Annotated in this window: 18 protein-coding genes; 7 read left to right on the top strand and 11 right to left on the bottom strand. The window is 41.1% G+C overall.

Features of this window, described 5'->3' with window-relative positions:
• Positions 1–51: 51 nt before the first annotated feature.
• Entirely contained in the window at positions 52–1668 is a 1617-nt protein-coding gene (locus BN3769_RS07850; RefSeq protein WP_068469294.1) for an FAD-dependent monooxygenase, read from the bottom strand.
• Between the two features lie 185 nt (positions 1669–1853).
• Between BN3769_RS07850 and BN3769_RS07845 the strand changes: the two genes are divergently transcribed.
• Together BN3769_RS07845 and BN3769_RS07840 are read left to right on the top strand one after the other, a co-directional pair.
• Positions 1854–2921, top strand: coding sequence for a UDP-glucuronic acid decarboxylase family protein (locus BN3769_RS07845; RefSeq protein WP_079989479.1), 1068 nt, complete (start codon positions 1854–1856; stop codon positions 2919–2921).
• Between the two features lie 13 nt (positions 2922–2934).
• Positions 2935–3468 (top strand): DUF488 domain-containing protein, encoded by a 534-nt coding sequence (locus tag BN3769_RS07840; RefSeq protein ID WP_068469293.1) that lies wholly within the window; start codon positions 2935–2937, stop codon positions 3466–3468.
• A gap of 67 nt (positions 3469–3535) precedes the next feature.
• Here the strand turns inward: BN3769_RS07840 and BN3769_RS07835 are convergent, their stop codons facing one another.
• Together BN3769_RS07835 and BN3769_RS07830 are read right to left on the bottom strand one after the other, a co-directional pair.
• A complete protein-coding gene (locus BN3769_RS07835; protein WP_068469291.1) occupies positions 3536–5026 on the bottom strand; it encodes a phospholipase C in 1491 nt (496 codons plus the stop codon).
• Positions 5027–5243: 217 nt separating this feature from the next.
• Positions 5244–6803, bottom strand: a complete 1560-nt coding sequence (locus BN3769_RS07830) for an NAD(P)-binding domain-containing protein (RefSeq protein ID WP_068469289.1) — start codon at positions 6801–6803, stop codon at positions 5244–5246.
• A 316-nt stretch (positions 6804–7119) separates the two neighbouring features.
• On the opposite strand from BN3769_RS07830, the gene BN3769_RS07825 reads away from it, so the two are divergent.
• Entirely contained in the window at positions 7120–7725 is a 606-nt protein-coding gene (locus BN3769_RS07825) for an NADPH-dependent FMN reductase (protein ID WP_079989477.1), read from the top strand.
• A gap of 82 nt (positions 7726–7807) precedes the next feature.
• Here the strand turns inward: BN3769_RS07825 and BN3769_RS07820 are convergent, their stop codons facing one another.
• The gene (locus tag BN3769_RS07820; RefSeq protein ID WP_068469287.1) at positions 7808–8506 is read right to left on the bottom strand and encodes a class I SAM-dependent methyltransferase; all 699 of its coding nucleotides are present in this window, start codon (positions 8504–8506) and stop codon (positions 7808–7810) included.
• 370 nt (positions 8507–8876) lie between these two features.
• Here BN3769_RS07820 and BN3769_RS07815 point away from each other — a divergent pair, with 370 nt between their 5' ends.
• Positions 8877–9392: a hypothetical protein gene (locus tag BN3769_RS07815; RefSeq protein WP_068469285.1), complete on the top strand. Its 516-nt coding sequence runs from the start codon at positions 8877–8879 to the stop codon at positions 9390–9392.
• 8 nt (positions 9393–9400) lie between these two features.
• Here the strand turns inward: BN3769_RS07815 and BN3769_RS07810 are convergent, their stop codons facing one another.
• The 5 genes from BN3769_RS07810 to BN3769_RS07790 form a co-directional block, all read right to left on the bottom strand.
• On the bottom strand, positions 9401–10201 hold the full coding sequence (locus BN3769_RS07810) for a sulfite exporter TauE/SafE family protein (RefSeq protein WP_079989476.1): 801 nt from the start codon (positions 10199–10201) through the stop codon (positions 9401–9403).
• Between the two features lie 18 nt (positions 10202–10219).
• Complete coding sequence (locus BN3769_RS07805) at positions 10220–10615, bottom strand: low affinity iron permease family protein (protein WP_068469283.1); 396 nt, start codon at positions 10613–10615, stop codon at positions 10220–10222.
• Positions 10616–10753: 138 nt separating this feature from the next.
• Positions 10754–11218, bottom strand: a complete 465-nt coding sequence (locus BN3769_RS07800; RefSeq protein WP_068469280.1) for a hypothetical protein — start codon at positions 11216–11218, stop codon at positions 10754–10756.
• Positions 11219–11446: 228 nt separating this feature from the next.
• The gene (locus BN3769_RS07795) at positions 11447–12235 is read right to left on the bottom strand and encodes a hypothetical protein (RefSeq protein ID WP_068469278.1); all 789 of its coding nucleotides are present in this window, start codon (positions 12233–12235) and stop codon (positions 11447–11449) included.
• A 182-nt stretch (positions 12236–12417) separates the two neighbouring features.
• Positions 12418–12699: a hypothetical protein gene (locus BN3769_RS07790; protein WP_154017857.1), complete on the bottom strand. Its 282-nt coding sequence runs from the start codon at positions 12697–12699 to the stop codon at positions 12418–12420.
• Between the two features lie 229 nt (positions 12700–12928).
• On the opposite strand from BN3769_RS07790, the gene BN3769_RS07785 reads away from it, so the two are divergent.
• Positions 12929–13291, top strand: a complete 363-nt coding sequence (locus BN3769_RS07785) for a hypothetical protein (protein WP_068469274.1) — start codon at positions 12929–12931, stop codon at positions 13289–13291.
• Positions 13292–13366: 75 nt separating this feature from the next.
• On the opposite strand, the gene nagA is transcribed toward BN3769_RS07785, so the two are convergent.
• On the bottom strand, positions 13367–14530 hold the full coding sequence (gene nagA / locus BN3769_RS07780) for an N-acetylglucosamine-6-phosphate deacetylase (RefSeq protein WP_068469272.1): 1164 nt from the start codon (positions 14528–14530) through the stop codon (positions 13367–13369).
• Between the two features lie 133 nt (positions 14531–14663).
• On the opposite strand from nagA, the gene BN3769_RS07775 reads away from it, so the two are divergent.
• Positions 14664–15335 (top strand): hypothetical protein, encoded by a 672-nt coding sequence (locus tag BN3769_RS07775; RefSeq protein WP_068469270.1) that lies wholly within the window; start codon positions 14664–14666, stop codon positions 15333–15335.
• A 24-nt stretch (positions 15336–15359) separates the two neighbouring features.
• On the opposite strand, the gene BN3769_RS07770 is transcribed toward BN3769_RS07775, so the two are convergent.
• Positions 15360–16445, bottom strand: coding sequence for an NAD(P)H-dependent flavin oxidoreductase (locus tag BN3769_RS07770; protein ID WP_068469268.1), 1086 nt, complete (start codon positions 16443–16445; stop codon positions 15360–15362).
• 396 nt (positions 16446–16841) lie between these two features.
• Here BN3769_RS07770 and BN3769_RS07765 point away from each other — a divergent pair, with 396 nt between their 5' ends.
• Positions 16842–20183, top strand: a complete 3342-nt coding sequence (locus tag BN3769_RS07765) for a tetratricopeptide repeat protein (protein WP_068469266.1) — start codon at positions 16842–16844, stop codon at positions 20181–20183.
• Positions 20184–20266 lie beyond the last annotated feature (83 nt).

The raw sequence follows: 20266 nt of genomic DNA, 5'->3' as shown, positions 1-20266 counted from the left end.
CTCCCAAATATCCCTTCCTCATCAAATAACCGACGATGAGGCAATCTGATATTATGCCTGGTTCACTTCCGTCATTTTTATAAAATACTGATCGAAAAAGCGGCCTAATTCTTCCTTCGGAAAACCTCGCTTGAAAAAAGCAATATATTGGTCGGGCCTAATTAAGCATAGGCCGGGCCCATTCGCTTGATAGCGTTGGTGAATGGAAGATTGTTCATCTAAAATGACATTTTGCAATCCTAAAAGGGAGGAGCTCGGACTGACGACAAAGCACTTAATGAGCGAAGAATACTCTTGCTCTATCCAATGCTGAAGAAGTTCTATCTCCTTTAACTCATCCCCGCTTGGATTGCGCCCGGTGAAAATCAATAAATTGTGCTGGAGATTTCTTAAATAATCGTAGAGCCGCTTCGATGATGAGCCGATGACGACATCCGGGGCTCTTTCTCCCGGATGGGGAGCTTTAGAAGGAATATTGGTTTGATAGTGAATAAAGGGACTTTTTTTATATCTAATGCTTAATTGGGCCATCTTCATGGCGATTTTATCTATAATAAAGCGCTTTCTCAATAATGTTCGCGCTAAAAAGTTCCGCAGCTTAAATAAGAAGATATTCTTAACAATAGCAGCTTTGGTAATCCCTTCCGTCATGCGGACAATTTCCTCGATGACGGGATGCCGTTCATCTTGATAACTATCAAGCAAAGAAGGTTTCGCCTGTCCATGAATGACTAAGGCCAGCTTCCAAGCTAGGTTATAGGCATCTTGAAATCCCGTATTCATTCCCTGCCCGCCAGCCGGAGAGTGAACATGAGCCGCATCGCCTGCAATAAAAACGCGCCCCTTATGCATAGTCTTAGCAATCATGCTGTGAATCCAGAAAGGCGCGGACCAAAGGACTTCCTTCGCTTGCAATTGGTGATTGGAGCGCTCTTCAATAATTGCTCTGATTTCTTCTTCAGGGATTGTTTTCCTCGTATCTTTAGCGCCAAGATTGGCTACAATGCGGTACAAGCCATCTCCTAAAGGGAAGGCCGCAAAGATTTTTTGGCTGCTAAAATAAGCTTGCATTTCCTCATTGGGAAGCCGGCTTTCTATTTTTACATCAGCCACTAAATACGTTTGCGGAATATCTTGTCCGATGAAAGGAATATCGGATTTCTCTCGGACAAGGCTTCTGATGCCATCACAGCCGACCAGCCAATCAACAGTCAAGGTCTCTATTTGTCCATCGGCATGTTTAAGCGTCGTTTGGACTTGTTGATCAAGCTGCTTGAAATCCATCAACTCAACTTGCCTTTCTATATGCCCTTGCAACTCCTGCAAGCGTTCCCGTAAAATTCTTTCTGTTTCATATTGAGGAAGCAAAAAGATAAATTTATAAAAAGAATCCAAATGATCGAACGAGATTTTGTTTAAAACCTCTCCCTCACTGTGCAGACAAGCTGAACGGCATTTTATGCCAATTTCAAGAAACCGGTCTATTAATTCAACTTGGTCAAATAGTTCGAGCGTCCGCGTTTGAATTCCTACGGCATTGGTTGTTTTGATTCCTTCCGGTTTACGATCGATTAAACGGAACGAAATTCCCCGTCTCGCCAACTCGCACGCCATCATTAATCCTGAAGGGCCTGCGCCTACAATTAAAACGGAGGAATTTTTATTCATAAGATTACTTTGTTAACCAGTCTGTTTATTTAAATATTCCCACGCCTTTTTTTCAAAAAATTGCTTATTTGTCAATCAAAGGATAAGTAGTTTTTATTTTATTTTTTTAATTTGCATCAAGATTTCCGAGTTGCTAAAATAACAAAATTAAAATTTAAATCACCAACCCTTATTAGGTTAACGATATGAGGCTATTTAAGTTTATCTTAAGCATTTACTGGATTATTCTTATCGGCCAATCGCCTCTTTGCGCCCAAGACAGCCTTTCACCTAAGCGAGTCCTTGTAGCAGGTGGAGCCGGTTTTCTAGGATCTCACTTATGCGATTATTTGATTGATCAAGGCTGTGAAGTGATTTGTATGGATAATTTATATACCGGCAATCTGGGCAATATTTCCCATTTGATTTCCAATGAGCGCTTTACGTTTATTCATCATGATATAGGCGATGCGATGCTTGATCTGCCTTCCATCGATGAAATTTATAATTTAGCTTGCCCGGCTTCTCCCCAACATTATCAACGGGACCCTCTTTTCACCCTTAAAACGTGTGTCATCGGTTCTTTGAATTTATTGGAACTGGCTTGCAAGAATCAAGCAAAGATCCTTCAAGCCTCTACCAGCGAAGTTTATGGAGATCCTTTGGAACATCCTCAATCAGAAAGCTATTGGGGGCATGTCAATCCCATTGGCATACGGGCCTGTTATGATGAGGGAAAACGATGTGCCGAAACCTTATTTTTTTGCTATCGCCAGCAACATGGTACACGCATTAAGGTTGCACGCATTTTTAATACCTATGGCCCCCGCATGAGCATAGAAGACGGTCGCGTGATTTCCAATTTTATCGTCCAAGCGCTCAATCATGCACCCATTACTATTTATGGGGATGGAGAGCAGACACGCTCGTTTTGCTATGTCAGCGACCTCATTGAAGGCTTAGTCAGATTGATGGCTTCCCCCGAGGAGGTGACAGGCCCTGTCAATTTAGGAAATGATCATGAATTTACAATTGCAAGCCTAGCCCATACAATTTTAGAATTAACCGGTTCACGCTCGCCTCTTTGCTTTAACCCGCTTCCTCAAGACGATCCTCGCCAAAGAAAGCCTAACATCTCTTATGCTCGCAGCCTATTGGATTGGGAACCTAAAGTTTTTCTAAAAGAAGGCCTCGCTAAAACAATCGGATACTTCGCACGCTTAGCCGATCCCGTAGATGAAAAACTGACCGTCGAGCAATCTCCCTCCCATTAAGAGGGGGGCGAGCATGCCAAATCTGATCTATACGATAGGACATTCAAATAGAAGCTTGGATGCCTTTTTAGATTTATTAAAGGCATATGAAATTGAAATGCTCATTGATGTGCGGAGATATCCCTATTCCAAGCACAACCCACAATTTAATCAGGACTGCTTAGCGAGCAGCCTTCCTCTTGCGCATGTGCTTTATACCCACCTTATTCAATTAGGAGGCCGACGCTCTGCCCACAAAAACTCTTTGAATAGGGAGTGGCGCCATCCGGCTTTTCGAGGATATGCCGATTATATGCAAACGGATGGCTTTAAAGAAGGATTGGAGCAGCTGGAAAAATTAGGAATAGCTTACAAGTCCGCCATTATGTGCTCTGAGGCCTTACCCTGGAGATGCCATCGCTCGCTTATTGCGGATGCGTTGACCATTCGCCATTGGCAAGTGCTCGATATTTTTAGCTCGTCTCAAGCTAAGCCGCATCAACTGACTTCTTTCTTAAGAATGAAGGAAGGAAAATTGTTTTATCCTTCTTTAAAAGATCAAGATTAAAGCCTATTCAAGTTTGGAAGACGAAAAAGATAAAGAAAGCTCTCTTATCTGAGAGCTTTCCCGAAGATTACTGCAAAAATGGCGGAATAACAGGCGCTCCTGTATTGGGATCGAGGATGAGCTGACGCTCTTTAGAACGCCTAAAATCAAACATATTTAAAAGAGTGCCGGCAAATACATCGAATGAAAAATTGCCAATTGAACCTAATTTCCAATTTTCCTCAATAAAGCGTAGAATAGACGTTTGGTCGATTAATGTGTGATCGACATAATTTTCTTTTGCCCAGGGAGAAATCAGAATGAAAGGAACGCGGAAACCATAAGCAGGCCGGCCCTGGTATCCCCCAAATGGCGGAGATGTCCCTGCATTTCCAGGCCCTATCAAAGCATCTTCGGGGATTTGCGATTGATTAATAATGGGAGGCAACTCGTGATCATACCATCCCCCGGAATCATCATAGGCAATAATGATAGCCATCTCTTTCCATTGAGGAAGCTTTTGCAAAGCGTTAATAGTGGAAACAAGAAATTGCTGCTCTAAAAAGGGGTTCGAATAGCCGGCGTGCCCATCTTGATAAGCAGGCGCTTTTAAAAAAGACACGGAAGGAAGGTTGCCATGCTCAGCAGATGCCCAAAAATCGGACAAGTCATAATTGTGATTGGCCTGGTCTGTCTTGCCAACCATATGGATAGAAGAGGGAGGAAGATGTTGAGGATTACAGGTGGATAGATAGTATTGAAAAGGATTATGGTGAGGAATATAATCCGTAACTAGTTGGCCGCCAGCTCCAACATGCATGGAAGCACAGTTGGCAAATCCCCCTTGAAACCATCCCCACGTTACCCCTTTGGCGTTTAAAAGGTCTCCAATATTCATTCCTGTAAATGCGACAGCTTGCGAAGGGGTGGAGCACTGGTCAAAAACAGGATCGGCGTCATTAATCAATGTGCCTTGAACCGCAACAGGTGTCGAGCCTATGGAAAAATTTTCAGGAATTACGCCATGAGATTGTCCTGAAATCAAATTAATCGCCCCTACAGTGGAAGCTCCTATATTCGTCGTATGAAAATTATCGCTCATGGCAAAGCGCTGCGCATAGTTCCAAAGCGCTGTCACGGTATTTCCATCGAAATACCCCATAACAAGATTAGGGGGAACAACGCCTATTCCGGTCGTCTCAACAAACCTATCCATCAACCCAGAATCGCAAGCAGCTTGAAGAGCGGTATATTCATGGTCTGGATCGCTTATATTTAATACAGCATCCAAAGGAGATAGGCGGAAAGGCTGGCTAAGATTTTGATTCAATGCCAAAAGAGCCCATGAGAAACCATTAACAGAAGGCGTATTTTTCTTAGCTATAAAAGGCGTCTCTCCCGGATTATTTTGGGCATAGGGGTAAGAGCCAAAGTAATGATCGAAAGTGCGGTTTTCTTGGAAAATGACAACTAAATGCTTGATCGGCGTGGTAGTGGACGGCCCCTTGGCCATCGCATTGAATGCCGAGCATAGACATAAAAAGCAGGTTGCCAAAATTGACTTATTAAAGATCTTCATTTGAATCTCCTAATCTTAAATGACGAGGGATATTAAAACTGCTAGACCCGAATTCCGTTTTCCAAGAGAAATAATCTCAAATATAGGTTATTACGCGTTTAATACACCCTCTGAGAGCATCATGCAAATGCAAATTTTACATCCCACTATTACCATTATTTTTAATTTCAAAGTGCATAAAAAACACTGCTATCAAAAATATTTTTACTCGCTGTACTTAAGGCTTTTGATAAGCTTTCTCAAAAGCCTCTATTAAAACAGGATCAAAAAGGCATTCTTGGAATTGCTTGATCTTTTCTATGTATTCGATCTGTTTTTCAAGAAAAATATCCCTAACAATTCCTTCGGCTAAACGGGAAGCTCCTATGCTAATACCTGGAATATCTCCAGTAAGCAGGCCATGACTAAGAAAGGCGCCATAATTAAAACAATAAATTCTTTTTAAAAAAGGCGCTGCGCCCGGCTCTTTTTCCATCAATTGAAAATGAAAGCCTAAATAAGGAAACAATCCTAGCTTTGGCCGTTGTTGGAGATAATGATCCGAAATGCAATGCTTCCATAGCAAAATGTCGTCCTTGATGGCAATCAACTCGGGACGGCACGATAAATCCACTTTATAGCCAGTCGCTAAGACAACAAAATCACAAGCAAGCCTTTTCTGGGGAGTCCGGATAAATATCTGCTCTCCATTGTCCCATATTTCGCAAATGGGATGATTTAAATGGAGGCGAAATTGATGATAGCCTTGAAGGCGCTTGATTGATGCGACAGGAGGCGGAATGCCGGCCTCGGCTGCATCTAAAAATAGCTCAAAGCGAACAGAATCGGGCAAATAATAATACCCTTTTGCCATGCCTGGATAAGATAGCTGCGCAAATTTAGACACTCTGGGAATTTCAGAGCGGCGAACGATCATTTCTACGGACTCAGCTCCATTTTCCAAGGCAACGGCTGCCGCATCAAAAGCGGAAGGACCGGCCCCTATAACGGCAATTCGCTTATTTGCAAACCGAGCGGGATCGATGCTTTCGCCTGTATGCGCATAGACCGTTCTAGACACATGTTGCATAAACTCCGGGATTTCCATTCCGCCTGCCCCCTCGCGTCCTGTGGCCAATACGACTCGGCGGGCATAGATCGCATGCTCATCTTGTCCATCTTTAAAAATCAGTTCAAAGGCCTCTTCACAAGGGTTTAATCGCATTAAATGCATGCTATTGGCAATAGGTAAATTGAGAACTTGGCGATACCAGCACAGGTAGTCATTCCACATCTCTTTTGGAATGGTTTTCAAAGATTCCCAGCTTTCCCTACCATATTGCGCTTCATACCAACTCCAAAAAGTCAAGCTAGGCAAGCCAAGGGCTGGCCCCATATATGTTTTGCCCGATCTCAAAGCATGCATTCTAGCGCTTCTCATCCAAGGCCCTTCAAGTCCCGGCGGATTTTCATCGAAAATGCGAATATTGGTTATTCCTTCCTTTATCAATGCAAAACCGGCGGTTATTCCGGCCATCCCTCCGCCAATAATCGCTACCTCAAGCCTATCCGTGTGTTCGGAAGAAGGACATACAATCCAAGGTTTTGCCGGAGCGTTGATTTTTTCCAGATCTGTGTTTAATTGATGCTCTAATTGACCAAGCCCGTTAATTTGTGCAATTTGATCCGGCCCACTTTTATTGTTGACCGTCCCTGCCTGCCCTCCATTTAAAAAAGAGGCAGTAAAATGACAGACAAGCAGCACATATCCCGTCCATTTAGATGCCATCTTTCCCATGAATCCCCTCATCTGCTTCGCTATTCGTTCATCCGGTTATTAAATATTTGTTCCGCACAATTCAAAGCAAAGGCCATTTTTTTTCAACTTATTTAATGATAAACGCTTGAAATAAGTGGATTAAACTTATTTCAACCTTATGCTAACTAGGATGAACGGGAAGGGGTTACGCATAGCTCGACTATCAAATTAAGAGCGATTATTAAACGGCTAGATTCATTTGAATTTAATATAATCCCAATAAAAATTATAATCCCGCTCGTTCATTTTGAGATTAGCAAGCCTGAGTTAGAACCTATTTACAAAGGATAGATTTATGTTGAAATTGCTATTTTCTATGGCCTTGTTTGCCACTGCTTCTTTAGCTGCGGAAACCAATGTTTTAGTTTTATCCGGCAGTACAAGGGAAGATTCCACGAATAAAAAGCTTGCAAACGATGCAGCTGAAATAGGGCGTCAGATGGGGGCTAAAGTAAAGGTCATCGATCTTCGCGATTTTCCTATGCCTTATTACGATGCCGATGTCGAACAGCGCGGCATGCCGGAAAACGCTAAGCGTTTCAGAACCTTATTGACTGATAGCCAGGCTATCATTATTGCTTCTCCTGAATACAATAGCTCTGTTTCAGGCGTCTTAAAGAATGCCCTTGACTGGGCCTCGCGCAATGAAAAAGGCGAACCTTCCAGAGAAGCCTTTCAAGGGAAAAAATTTGCCATTATGAGCGCTTCTCCTGGCGCTGGCGGCGGCGTCCGCGGTTTAGGGCATCTGCAATCCATTATCCAAAATGTCGGCGGAGAAGTCGTTGCCACGCAAGTATCCGTGCCTAATTCCTATACAGCTTTCGATGAACAAGGCCATTTAAAAGATCCCGCTTTACGGGAAAAATTAAAACAAGAAATTCGCCAACTTCTAAGCCAATAAGATTTGCCTCATTTATTTGCCGCCTTCCTTTACTAGCTGACAAATAGCTAGAAAAGGAAGGCTTATTCATTTTGTCTTCTCGTCAAAAAGGCAAATCGGGCAAATCGGCAAGTCTCCACAAAACAAGACTTTTATCGCTAAATATGCCATTTCCTTCCGTGCAATTTTCATTAATAATGGCCAACGGCTGAGGAAAATTAAAAGGAGCTAACATGAAATTAAGCGGCCTCCAGCTACCGGTCGGAATATCATAATTGAAGGGTAAAGCTGTAAAAGATGTTGTGAGGAGATAAGTCGTTCCGCTTTGCTTAAAATGCTTTATAGCTCTTGCAATATCGGCATAAGATAAATGCACTAAACAGTCCCGGCACAAAACCAGGTCTACCTTGGGAATGCTTTGACGAGTAAGATCCAATTGGATAAAAGAATAAAATTCATTGCCAAATTGGCTTTGATTATAATCAATCATGGCTTTAACGACATCTACGCCAATATATTGCCTTAAAGGCAAGTCCACATGCCGCATCCAATAAAAATCCCCGCAGGGGGCATCTGCCATCGTTTGGCATTGATATTCCTGTAAAAGAACCGGAAGCGCCTCTCTTATTGTAGCCGTCTGAACCAGATCCGAACCTGCCCCTGAAAGGGAAATTCCTCCCCACGTATTATTGAGCCAATAATCCGTAAAAACTTTTTCACAATCATTTTCTTGTTGAGAATAGCATCCTTGAGATAAAGCAGCGAAAGCTGTTAATAAATAAGCTAAAACTTTTTTCCTCATTTTACTCCCTTCCTAAAATATTTTAATTAGCCGCATGCCATTCCAAATGAAAGGCAAAGCGGATCAAAATTTTCAAAGAACTATTTATCAAAATAGAACGGAAAACCTAGCAGTCCTTCCCCTGTTTCAAATTGAATCCGGCAGCGGCCTACTTGCGCATAGTCTTCAAAAGAAATGATAATTGTCCAGCTAGTTTTCCTTGCTAGAAGCTTAGAAAAGAGTCAATGCGGATAGAGATTAAAAAGAGCAGTGACTCAGATTTATTTGAAACAGGGACAAAAAATTTGATTAATAAATGACATGTAAATTTTAACTTGATTTTTATCATTTTTTTCTACAAATCCTAGTTAAAACTCAAACTAGAGGAATCATGAAACGCGTCTCTTCTTTTTCTTTTTTGTTTTGCCTATTTGTATTAGGCGCTTGTGCAACTAATGCTAATCATCCAGCTGATGATAATGCTAATCATTCAGTTGATGATGCAGTTCATTCAATTGTTTGGAAAGGAGAAGTGAACTCCGATGGAACGCCTAGTAAAGTGATTAAATTAGAGCTAGGCAAGCATTATCAAATTGAAGTGAGCAAAGTCGTCAATTTGGGAAAGTGGTGGCAGCAAGGGGAACCTTTTGCCGAAGATGCTTGTTACGAATTTAATCCAAAGATTCCCCCTAAAAAATTGAATACTTTACGAAATAGCATGAATATTACTATTGGGGACGGCCAATACCATCCCGATCACGTCTATACCTCTCCTGTTTTTACGGCTTCTCAAACTGGAATTCATTTTTGGGTGTATGATTCGGATTACAACGATAATTCGGGGTCCTTTCAAGTCAAAGTCTTTAAAATTAACGTGGACCCTTCCAATGGAACTTTAAAAGAATGAGGAAGTAGTTAAATCGCATGCAACATGGAAAATCCGATAGCAATTAGCGCCGTTCCGAATATTTTCCTTAATACTGCCGTTGGCAACCAATAAGCCAACTTGGCTCCATAGGGAGCGGCAAAACAAGAAGACAAACCAATAAAAATAAAGGCAGGAACATATAGATAACCTAAGCTGTCCGTCCCCGTTTCTTTACCTAGCCCTGAGTAGAGAAAAGATAAAGCGCCAACCAAAGCAATCACAAATCCGGTTGCCGCAGATGTGGAAACAGCATTTTTTATAGGTATACGCAAGGCTGTTAAAAAAGGAACCGTTATAATTCCGCCTCCTATTCCCAAAATAGAGGAAATGGCTCCAATGATCATTCCCATTAGGAGAAAAAGCCATGCGGAGCTATATGTCGGCATATGCTCCTTTTTTTGCGCTTTTGGAATTAAAAAGTAGAAACCGATCGTGCACTCACAAATGCCAAAAATTGCTTTTAGTTCTTTACTCGGCAGATAGGAAGCGATGATAGCGCCTCCTATTGCCCCTATTGCCATACCGGGAGCAAGCGAACGGAAAAAATGCCAATTGACTCCTTCCTTTTTATAATGGGCCCAAGCTGAGGCAGCAGCTGTAAATACCATCGCTCCCAAGGATGTTCCTATCGCAAGCTGCATCCGATAAGCAGAAGGAAAATCGAGCAGATAGTAGACGACCAAAAGCGCCGGCACGGTGATAAGTCCACCCCCTATACCTAATAATCCGCCAAAAAATCCCGCTGTCAATCCAATAAAAATATATGAAATAAGAGCAAGAATATGCATGAAACCCAGAAATAAAAATTAAAAGCTAGGCGTACCCGTATCGTCTTTGCCTTTTTTCAAATTTTTTTGCACCTTAGTCGCTAATTTTTCATAGCGTTTATGCAATATCTCCAATTCGTCATCCGTCAGTTCTTCAATCTTTAAGAGTTGATTATGCGCTCCTTGGATAGAACGAATAATTTCATCTAATTTAAGATGTAACGCTACCGTATCGCGATTTTGCGTATTTTGAATAAGGAAGACCATTAGAAATGTCACGATGGTTGTGCCTGTATTAATCACTAGCTGCCACGAGTCGCTAAAGTTAAAAAAAGGCCCTGTCACTGCCCAAATAAGGACAGTCAAACAGGCTAATAGAAATGCTTTTGAATTTCCCAATTTAAGTGAAATCCATCTTGCTATTTTTGAAAACATACACTCCCCTTATCCGCTGATTTCCAAATAGACGCTTCCCAAAGGGAATAATACCTGCTTTTTTTAGGCATTTATTTGTATAGCGCAAGGAGAAATAATCAAAAATAAAGATTTTTTATTTAGCCGGGAAGGCTAAGCCTATTTGACCAATGCTCGATAGGATTTAAAGGTAGGATTTTTATATAATTCCGGCCATTGATTTTCAAAATCATCTAAGACCTTTGCCAAAAATTGAAGAGAAGCCATTTTCATCTCTTCATAATCCACTTCTATGCTTTTTTCCAAGGGAACTGTCGTATACTTAAAATCAATCTTTAAAGCAGAATCGACTAATTCAAATCGGATTTGATCATCGGACTCCGTAAAGATATACTCATCCGTTTGCGTTTCGGGCAAATCCTTCAGAATGGAATAAAGCGTTTCGGCAAAACCCAAAATGGGAATCCATCCCCATTCAGCATCAAAAACGGCTTGGTTAATCCGGAAGAAAATATCCCCGCAAAATAAATAATAGAGAAAGCTTGTCTCATCTGCAGTAGTTAGATCTACTTGCTCAATTGATTCAAATTCTTCTTCATTTAATCGGTAATCTAATCCAATCATTTTATTTATTCCTTTTTCGCTTAGAGGGCGTATTAAAACCGCTCAGACAGGTTTTGAAAAAAGTTTTCATATTTTCTGCAACCAACTTAAGCGGCGCCACTCACGTGGCTTACTTAGCCTAGCAGGCCCTTTTCTTATCTATGCCTGTCAAATTTGAGTTTTAATGCCCCTTTCCTAAACCCTTGTTTCTTCATTTAGCATTGTAGTGCAAGGAGACTAAATGATCCATTATTGAATAGGAAAAGCTGTTACAACTTCTCCAACTGAGTTTGTCACGACGCGTAATGTATTGACTTCTTTTCCGCCATTCGTTGTTCCAATAGATTCCGAAAAGGTATATTCCTTGACACTATTGGCTGGATTGGTTGACTTGCCAGGACGGCCTTGATTAAGGGTTGTTCTAATCATGCCCTCTAAGCGTTCTTCATTTGTGGCAGGAGAAAATTTAGATGTTTTTTCTTTGCTGTCATGCCAATGCCGTTGCTTAATATGCTCTATTCCCTGGGCCGTATATTTCACACCTGAGCTTGGCTTTGACTGAGAAGAAGGAATAGAGGCCGGTACGCTGGGATGAGCAGGAGCTGAAGCCGGGGTGACCGCTGGAACAGAAGGGATGGTAGGAATGGGAGCAGCAGGTGCGGGAGCGGTAGCCGGAACAGGCATTAAACCAGGATTAGAATGCGGCCTCTTCCCTTTTTTATTGCCCCCTTTTCCATACTTATGCTTAGGCCGGCTTTGCTTGATTTTTTTATGTTTGTTGTGAAGCTTATGGCTGCTTTTCGACTTGCTCTTATGAGACTTCTTACTTCCTTTTTTTGAGGATTTTGTTGCCTTATGCGACACTTTGCGCTGTTCATGCGCTTTGGTTGAACGATGCCGCGAATCTGCCCGTTGGGAATGAGATTTTTTTTCATGGCTACGATGTGAAGAGTGATGAGCGGCTTCTAAGGAACCAAAAGAAGAAAAAGAGAAAACGCATAAAACAAGGATCGTTAATAATTTTTGTATATATTTCATATAGATATTCCTATAAATATTTAAATACAAAAACCATTCTAATATTTAATAAAAAACAAAAATTAAATATTAATTTAAAATGCAATTAAAGAATTTTAGATAAAAATTGTAGATTTTGAGAATTTTTTGTTAAGAAGGAAAGGAATTTGAATCTCGGTTATTAGCCATTTGAAGACAAAATCTTAAGACTCTTTAAAAAGATCATCGAACGAGCGCTTCGCATTTTGCTTAGGAGGCGCAGGAGGTTGGCCAAGAAGGGTGAAGTCTTCACAAAAATTATTAGCTTCCCGATCAGCGATATAATCGGTGCCGGGCACTGCGCAGTCATTGGGCAGTCCCGGCCTATAATTTTTACAATTTCTGCAGCAATGTAAAGAAGATCCGCACTTATCGCAAACCTCTCGAAATGAGAGCTTTCCATATAAAGGATCTGAAAGAGACGCTCCGCAATGCCAGCAATACAAATGATCACCTCTTTTTTCTCTATCATAAAAGGAAAAAGGGGTTTAAGTCGAGCAATCCGTTTGATTGGCATGATTTTTGTAACAGATAAATAGCCTGATATTTTCTATTGTCATTCGATAAAGGCCTTACATTTATTTCCATTTTGATCTTAGCGATAGGGAAAGGTCTTACCGGTGACGGTTGGGATTAATAATTTATCTAGAACAAACTGTCTTTTTAGGAGGCACTATGGAAAATGACGTAAACTTATTCAATGCAACCGTTATTGCAGAAAATCCCGATTCTTCTTTTATAATTTTAGAAGGAGACCGGCTGCACGCAGTTGAACCAAGCGTCGCCAATTTTCGAAAAGAGCATATTGATCAAGAGCATGTCGTTTCTTTAATGTGCGACGGGCTAAAGGCTTTAATTGAATTTGCCCAAGGCAAGGCCGAAGCACACTTCTTAGAAGTAGATTGGGATGCCCTTGCCTCGCGAGATGATGAACAAGCGATATTGATTAATAAAATCCATCATATCTTTTCCCATCTTCCCCATCATTTTCGGAATGACTTATCGAGTTTAATCCATCATAAGCAAGCGATCTCTTAAAACGTTCTTCTCTTTAAACAGGAAGCCCTATAAGAATAGGGGCTTCCTTATTTTTTAGAGGTTTTCTTAAAACGCCTAAGATTGCTTCTTGAAAAGAGGGGTTTCTCTTTTCCAGGCCAACTCTCCGCCAATATAGCAAGCGTGCACTTCAAGTTGTTCATCTAATACAATGAAATCAGCATCTGCTTCTATTTGCAGGGTTCCTTTATTTTTTTCTATTCCCAACACTTGAGCCGGCTTTAAACTGGCCGCTTCTAATGCATCAGCAATCGAGCATCCGCTGCTCTCAAAGAAAATGCGTACCGCTTGGTCTAAGCCAATGATACTTCCAGCCAATGTTTGAGTGCCAGAAAGGCGCGCGCTTCCCCCTTCTACGATGACACTAGAAGCTCCCAACTGATAAGAGCCCGGCGGTAATCCAAAAGCTTCCATAGCATCGCTAACTAAGATTAAGCCTTGGGGCTGGCTTCTCCATGCCAGCTTGATTGCATCTGCATGCACATGAACTCCATCGGCAATTAAAGAGTAAAAAAGTGAATCGTGCGTCAGCACTGTTCCGACCACTCCAGGCTCGCGGTGGTGAAAAGGTGCCATGGCATTGAATAAATGAGTAATCATCTTTACTCCTGCCTCTAGAGCCTTTTCCATGTCTTTAACAGTTGCCTGCGTATGGCCGGCAGCAACCACGATATTTTGACTTTTAAGCTGGCGAATAGCTTCCAATGCCCCCGGCAATTCCGGCGCTAAAGTGACCATTCGCACACCTTTCAGGCTTCCATAACAGCCCTCGAGCGAAGTCAAGGCTTGATTGAGAAAGGATGGAGAATGAGCGCCTGCTTGTTTCGCATTGAGAAAAGGCCCTTCCAAATGGATGCCCAAAATAGCCGCTCCCTCTATTCCCCCAAGGGTAGGCTGCAAATAAGGCAAAAGAGACGGATACTCTTCGGACGGCCTAGAAATAAGGGTGGGAAGAAAGGCTGTTACACCGAAACGAGGAAGCTGCTTGGCTACTTGATGCACTTGACTTGGCGCGGTGGCAAAATCAATGCAAAATCCACCATTGACCTGTAAATCGATATAACCAGGAGCAAGGATAAGACCTTGAGCATCTATTTCTTCGTCCGCCTTCGCCTGCGGCGCAATAATTTTGCCGTTGGCCACCCAAATCTCTCCCAGTTTAATTTCATGGGACTTCAGCACTTGGGCATTATAATATCGGCTAATTCTTTGTCTTCTCATCGTTCAATCCGTGAATGGGGTAATCATGACTTTCTTCCCTTGCTTTGCCGCTCTTTATTCCCCTTTTCATTGAAAAGATTCTTTAAAATGTGTAAAAAATTATTTTAGATAATACATGAATTAGGAGGGACAGTTGAAGGGATTTTATTTTTTATTTTTACTGGCTGTTTTAGTTGGCGGCTTTACTCTTTTTCAAAGATTCCAGAATGTCTATCTTACTCCGAATAACTTAAGAGAAGGAAAGACATCCCTTTCCCTGATTGCCAATCAAGATATCTATCCGTCTCCCTCAACTATTGATTATGCCTTATATGCCCATCCTTTAGGAGCTTTTGGAAAAGAGCTTGCTAATTATGTAAAAAAAGTTCAATCCCTCAATGAGGGAATAGAGATCGCTCGCTCTCCCTCTATTGTTCTGATTAATTCTTTTCAATCCCAGTATTCAGAGACAAATTGCATTGCGGCCTTGAGAAAAGCCTTGGATGAAATCGCCTCAGTTCCGCGGCACGTGCATGTCGAAGCCCTCTATCGCACCCCTAGCGGATATGATTATATTTCGATTGAATCCCCTTTTTTTCACCAATTGGCCCAACAATTTGCTTCCCTTTTGAATTTGGATAACCGTTTAGTGAATCCAGCTTATCAGCTTCCCTTAAGCCTTAAGCCTTCTGATGACGATAAAATAAATGCCCTTATAGATCAGTGGCAAAATGACATCCAATTGGGAGCGTCTGCCAAATGGGCCATCATTTTGTACCGTAGGCAAAATGGAAAGGTAAAAGCAATCAAACGCATTTATTTATAGCTTATCTCGCTTCATCTATCGTCTCTAGAGGCGATGCAACTGATGAAGCGTCCGCTCCATTTCTAAGACTAAATGCTCTATTAATTGGGCCGCTGACAATTGTCGGATCAATCCTGCTGCTTGACCGGCCCATATAGAGAGAAGATCAAAACGCCCCTGCTTGACAGCCGCTTGCCTGATTTCCTTTGTCAATGCGTTTTGAATGGGATAAGGAGGAATGTCTGCTTCATGCTCTTCCATTTCAATAATAAAGCGGTTTTTAATTCCCCTGGCCGCCCGTCCGGAAAACGCACGCGTCACCGCCGTCTCATACGCTTTCTTGGTATTTAACAGTGTGCGGTAGCCGGCATTGGACCCCGATTCCGGACAAAGTAGAAAAGCAGTTCCCATTTGAACGCCCGATGCTCCCAAAGCTAGAGCCGCAACAATTCCCCGTCCATCCATAATCCCTCCCGAGGCCAAAACCGGAATGCGAACAGCATCGACAAGCTGAGGAATGAGCGATAGCGTTCCTATCAAAGCATCTTTAGCTTCACCGATGAAGGTTCCGCGGTGCCCGCCCGCTTCTCCACCCTGCGCGCAGATAATATCAATCCCGGCCTCTTCCAGTGCTTGCGCCTCTTCTATGTGCGTAGCCGTACCAATTAGGATGATGCCAGCTTCTTTGCATTCCTTAATGATTTCTTTCGCGGGAATTCCAAAAGTAAAACTAAAAATAGGAGACTGTTCAGATAGAACAGCCTCTATTTGCTTCTCATAATCTTCAGCAAATGGTTGAGGGAAAGACAGGGAATTTGAAAGACCCAGTTCTTTTTTATAAGGATCTAAAAGATGAAGAGCTTTCTCAAGCGGTTCGTCCTCTATTGCTATTTTATTAGGTTGGATGAAAAGGTTAACGGCAAAAGGCGCCGAAGTCAACGTGCGCGTTTTCCGGATTTCTTGCCGTATGTCTGCCGGACTTAAATAGCCGACTCCCAAAGAACCTAGTCCGCCTGCATTGGAAACAGCAGCAGCTAAAGCAGGAGTAGAAGGCCCACCGGCCATTGGGGCTTGTACGATAGGATATTTAATGTTTAGTTTTGAGACTAAATGATTAGCCTTAATCCCCATTTCTTATTCTCCTTTCTTAGAGAGTATATTTAAACTCATAATCGCTCATATTTGAGGTGATGTTCTTCCTAAGGCAAAAAGAACTCGAGTCTCGGTCATTAGCGGTTTTAATATCCCCTCTAAGAAAAGCTATCTACGCGCTTAAATAAGATGGTTTGCCTGCTAAATTGAGTTATAAATGCGGAAAACTTTTTCGTCATATTAAAAATATGGCTAAAATTTTTCCGCATTTCTGACAAAATTCAGTAGCCAAGTATTCTATTTTTAAGACCGAACATAGTCTCTAATCTTTATAAATTTAGTATTTTTTTAAACCTTGTCTTTAAACCTACAAAATCATAAAATATTTATTTAATTAATAACCATTTTTAATCTCAAAATTACTTTATTAAAATTATGACAATAAAATTTATTGATATTATAGAAACTCTTAATCCTTTACCTACAGCCTGTATCCAACGCGAAGAGGCAAGCAGCCTCAAAGAAAAAAATCACGAAGGCCGCCTCTATGTTAAAGTAGGCACCACACTTACTCAGCATTCGCTTTTATCTTGGTGGCGAGTTTCGCATCTCGTTAAAAGTGTCGCCGCAACCGCATTTGCGCTTATTGGCATTCCCTTGATTTTTTCTTCTTATCGTCATTTTCTTGTGCATAGTTGGAAGCAAAGTGTAACTGGTCAAGAATTGACCAAGCTTTATTTACTAAAAACAGTTTACTTAAATTTTTTAGAATCAAGCCGTCCTCAAAATCCGGTATCGGTTCCCCTTAATCCAGTTTTGCCCCACCCAACCCCTTCCGATCCGGGACCTGAGCAATCCTCCCCTTCCAGCTCTCAGCCTTCCGAAAATCAAGGTACGCCTACGTTCGATTTAGATCTCACAGATCCAACGCTCACTCCAGACCAGATTAAGGCAGCTTTTATCAGCTTTTTGCAAGCCAATCCAAACAATGCCGATGTTCATGCCCAATATGCCTCTTTTTTACATCGTAGCGGAGATTTAAATCTGGCAGATGAAGAATATAGACGGGCAACAGAGCTTAATCCCGACGATCACTTGATTATAGAAAACTATCTTAGATTTCTTGTTAGCCAAAACAAAATGGAGGAAATAAAACAGTTTCTTCAAGAAAGGTTAAGCCAACAGCCCAATCATTTATTTTGTCTAAGTATGTATCTTAGCCTTTTAATCCACCTCGAAGAATGGGACGTTTGCGATGATCTTTGTCAAACAATTGCAGCTTTAACGCCTAATGAAAAGGATATCTCAGACTATGTCGAGCTTGTCCAAATGTGTGCTAAACATTTAATAAAACGAAATAAAGAAGAAGAGGCTGAGCGGATTTATCAAAAACTGGTCGCTTCATTCCCCCATAATAGCCATGCTTTGGCCTATTACGCTAGATTTTTAGAAATTGAAGGTAAGGCCGATTCCGAAAATTTAAATCTCGATCAGTTAAATCAAGCCCTTGCCCTTTATAAACGAGCAATAGAGACAGAAGACGCTTCATCCACTATCAAAGACAATTATTTCGATCTCATAAAAGACCTTGGAAAAGAAAAGGAAATTGAGCTTTCTTATCTCGCTCAATTAGAGCATAACCCAAATGATGTCCAGGTTTTGGCTAATTACGCGTATTTTTTAGAAAAACAGGGAGAGGACAGATGGGAAGAAGCTGCTCAGCAATATCAGAAGCTGCTAAGTATCACCCCTCAAAATTTTGATGCCTCAGAAAACTACGTTGCTATTCTAGAGCAGCTAGGGCATTTTTCCAAAATAGAGCAATATTTCCAAGAGCAACTGCAGCGCAATCCTCAAGATGAAGAGCTTTTATACAATTTTATCCATTTTTTAAATAGATATGCACAAGTATTAGAAGACCGAGGCCATACAGAAGAAGCAGCCCAAACATATAAAAGGCAGCTAACGCTTTATCCTAACCGCGATAACTATGATTATGATTGGACCTTAAATAAATATATGAATCTCTTAAAACAGATAGGAAAAGAAAATGAGATCGAACAATACTTTGAAGAGTTGCTGAGGAGCAATCCAAGCGATGAAAAAACTTTAAATAATTTTAGCCATTTTTTAGATTATTATGCCCAGTCATTAAAAGACCAAGGCCATACAGAAGAAGCGGCCCAAAAATCTAAAAGGCAGCTAACGCTTTATCCTAACCGCGATAGCTATGATTATAAGTTGACCTTAGATAAATATATGGATCTCTTAAAGCAGATAGGAAAAGAAAATGAGATCGAACAGTACTTTGAAGAGTTGCTGCAGAGCAATCCAAGCGATGAACAGATTTTAAATAATTTTAGGCGTTTTTTAGATTATTATGCCCAGTCATTAAAAGACCAAGGCCATTTAGAAGAAGCAGCCCAAAAATATAGAAGGCAGCTAACGCTTTATCCTAACCGAAACAGCTATGATTATGATTGGACCTTAGATAAATATATGGATCTCTTAAAACAGATAGGAAAAGAAAATGAGATCGAACAATACTTTGAAGAGCAGCTGAGGAGCCATCCGGAAGATAAAGTTCTTTTAAATTACTTATCCAACTTTTTAAGCAACCAAGCATGGTGTTTAGAAAGAGAAGGCAATGCAGAAGAGGCGGTTCAGCAATATAAAAAATTATTGGCGCTTAATGTTGATTATGATGAGTGGCCTTATATTCAACTATTAAAAAATTTGAATAAGCTGGACGAGATTAATCTCTACTACCAAGAGAAACTCAAAAAAGATGCTAAGAACGAGCGAATTTTATTCCGTTACGCGGATTTCTTAGAGGATATAGGCCAAAAAGAACAAGCGATTGACATATATAAAAAACTATTGGAGATTGCTCCGACTTATGAACGGGCTATCCGTTCTTATATGACTCTCTTAAAAGAGTTAGGTAAAGAGAAAGAAGCCGAAGCATTCTGCTTATCCGGGTTGCAAAAAAACCCTAGCAGCGAAGAACTTTTATACAACTACGCCAATCTTTTAGAAGAGCAAAAACGACCAGAAGAAGCCATCCAGCATTATAAAAAATTATTGGAGCTCGTTCCCGATCATCATTCTGTAAACACCTATATTCGCCTCTTAGGGCAGTTGAAGAGATGGGATGAGGTCGAACGCTACTATCAGGACAAGCTCAGCCAAGATGCTGACAATGAAAACATTTTATCCGGCTACGCTAATTTTTTAGAGGAAAGCGATCAAACAGACCGTGCGATTGACATATATAAAAAATTATTGGAGCTTAAACCAGATGATGAATGGACGATGCACTCCTATATTAACCTTTTAGGAAAATTAAATAAAGAAGGGGAAATCGAACGGTTGTGCCAAGCAAGATTGCAAACAAATCCGAATAATACATGGTTTTTACATGCGTATGCAAAGGTTTTAGAAAAGCAAAATCGCTTCGTAGAAGCGGCCAAGCATTATAAAGACCTGTTAACAATTGATCCCCTTCACGGTTATGGCTGGACTTTACAATCCTATATTGACGTTTTAGATAAATCGAATCAATTTGACGAAATTGAACGCGTTTATGAAGAGCGGCTGCAAAGTGATTCTCGAAATGAACATTTTTTAGGAAATTATGCCCGTTGGCTAGAAAAGCAGAAAAAATGGGAAAAAGCTCTGGAGTATTATAAAAAATTATTAATTGTTAATCCAAGCCTCTCCCACATTCAAAATCGGTGCAACAATCTGATCAAGCGTTTATCGTCCAAACAGTAGAATAAGAAAGACTCTTAAAAGCGGCCGTTTATTCCCTAAGCGGTCGCTAGATAGCGCCTTTCCACTCCCAATAAAAAAAGAGA

It is taken from the genome of Candidatus Protochlamydia phocaeensis (assembly GCF_001545115.1).
Classification (GTDB): Bacteria; Chlamydiota; Chlamydiia; order Chlamydiales; family Parachlamydiaceae; genus Protochlamydia_A; species Protochlamydia_A phocaeensis.
Note: the sequence above shows the minus strand (reverse complement) of the source record. Positions and strands in the feature narration are given on the sequence as shown.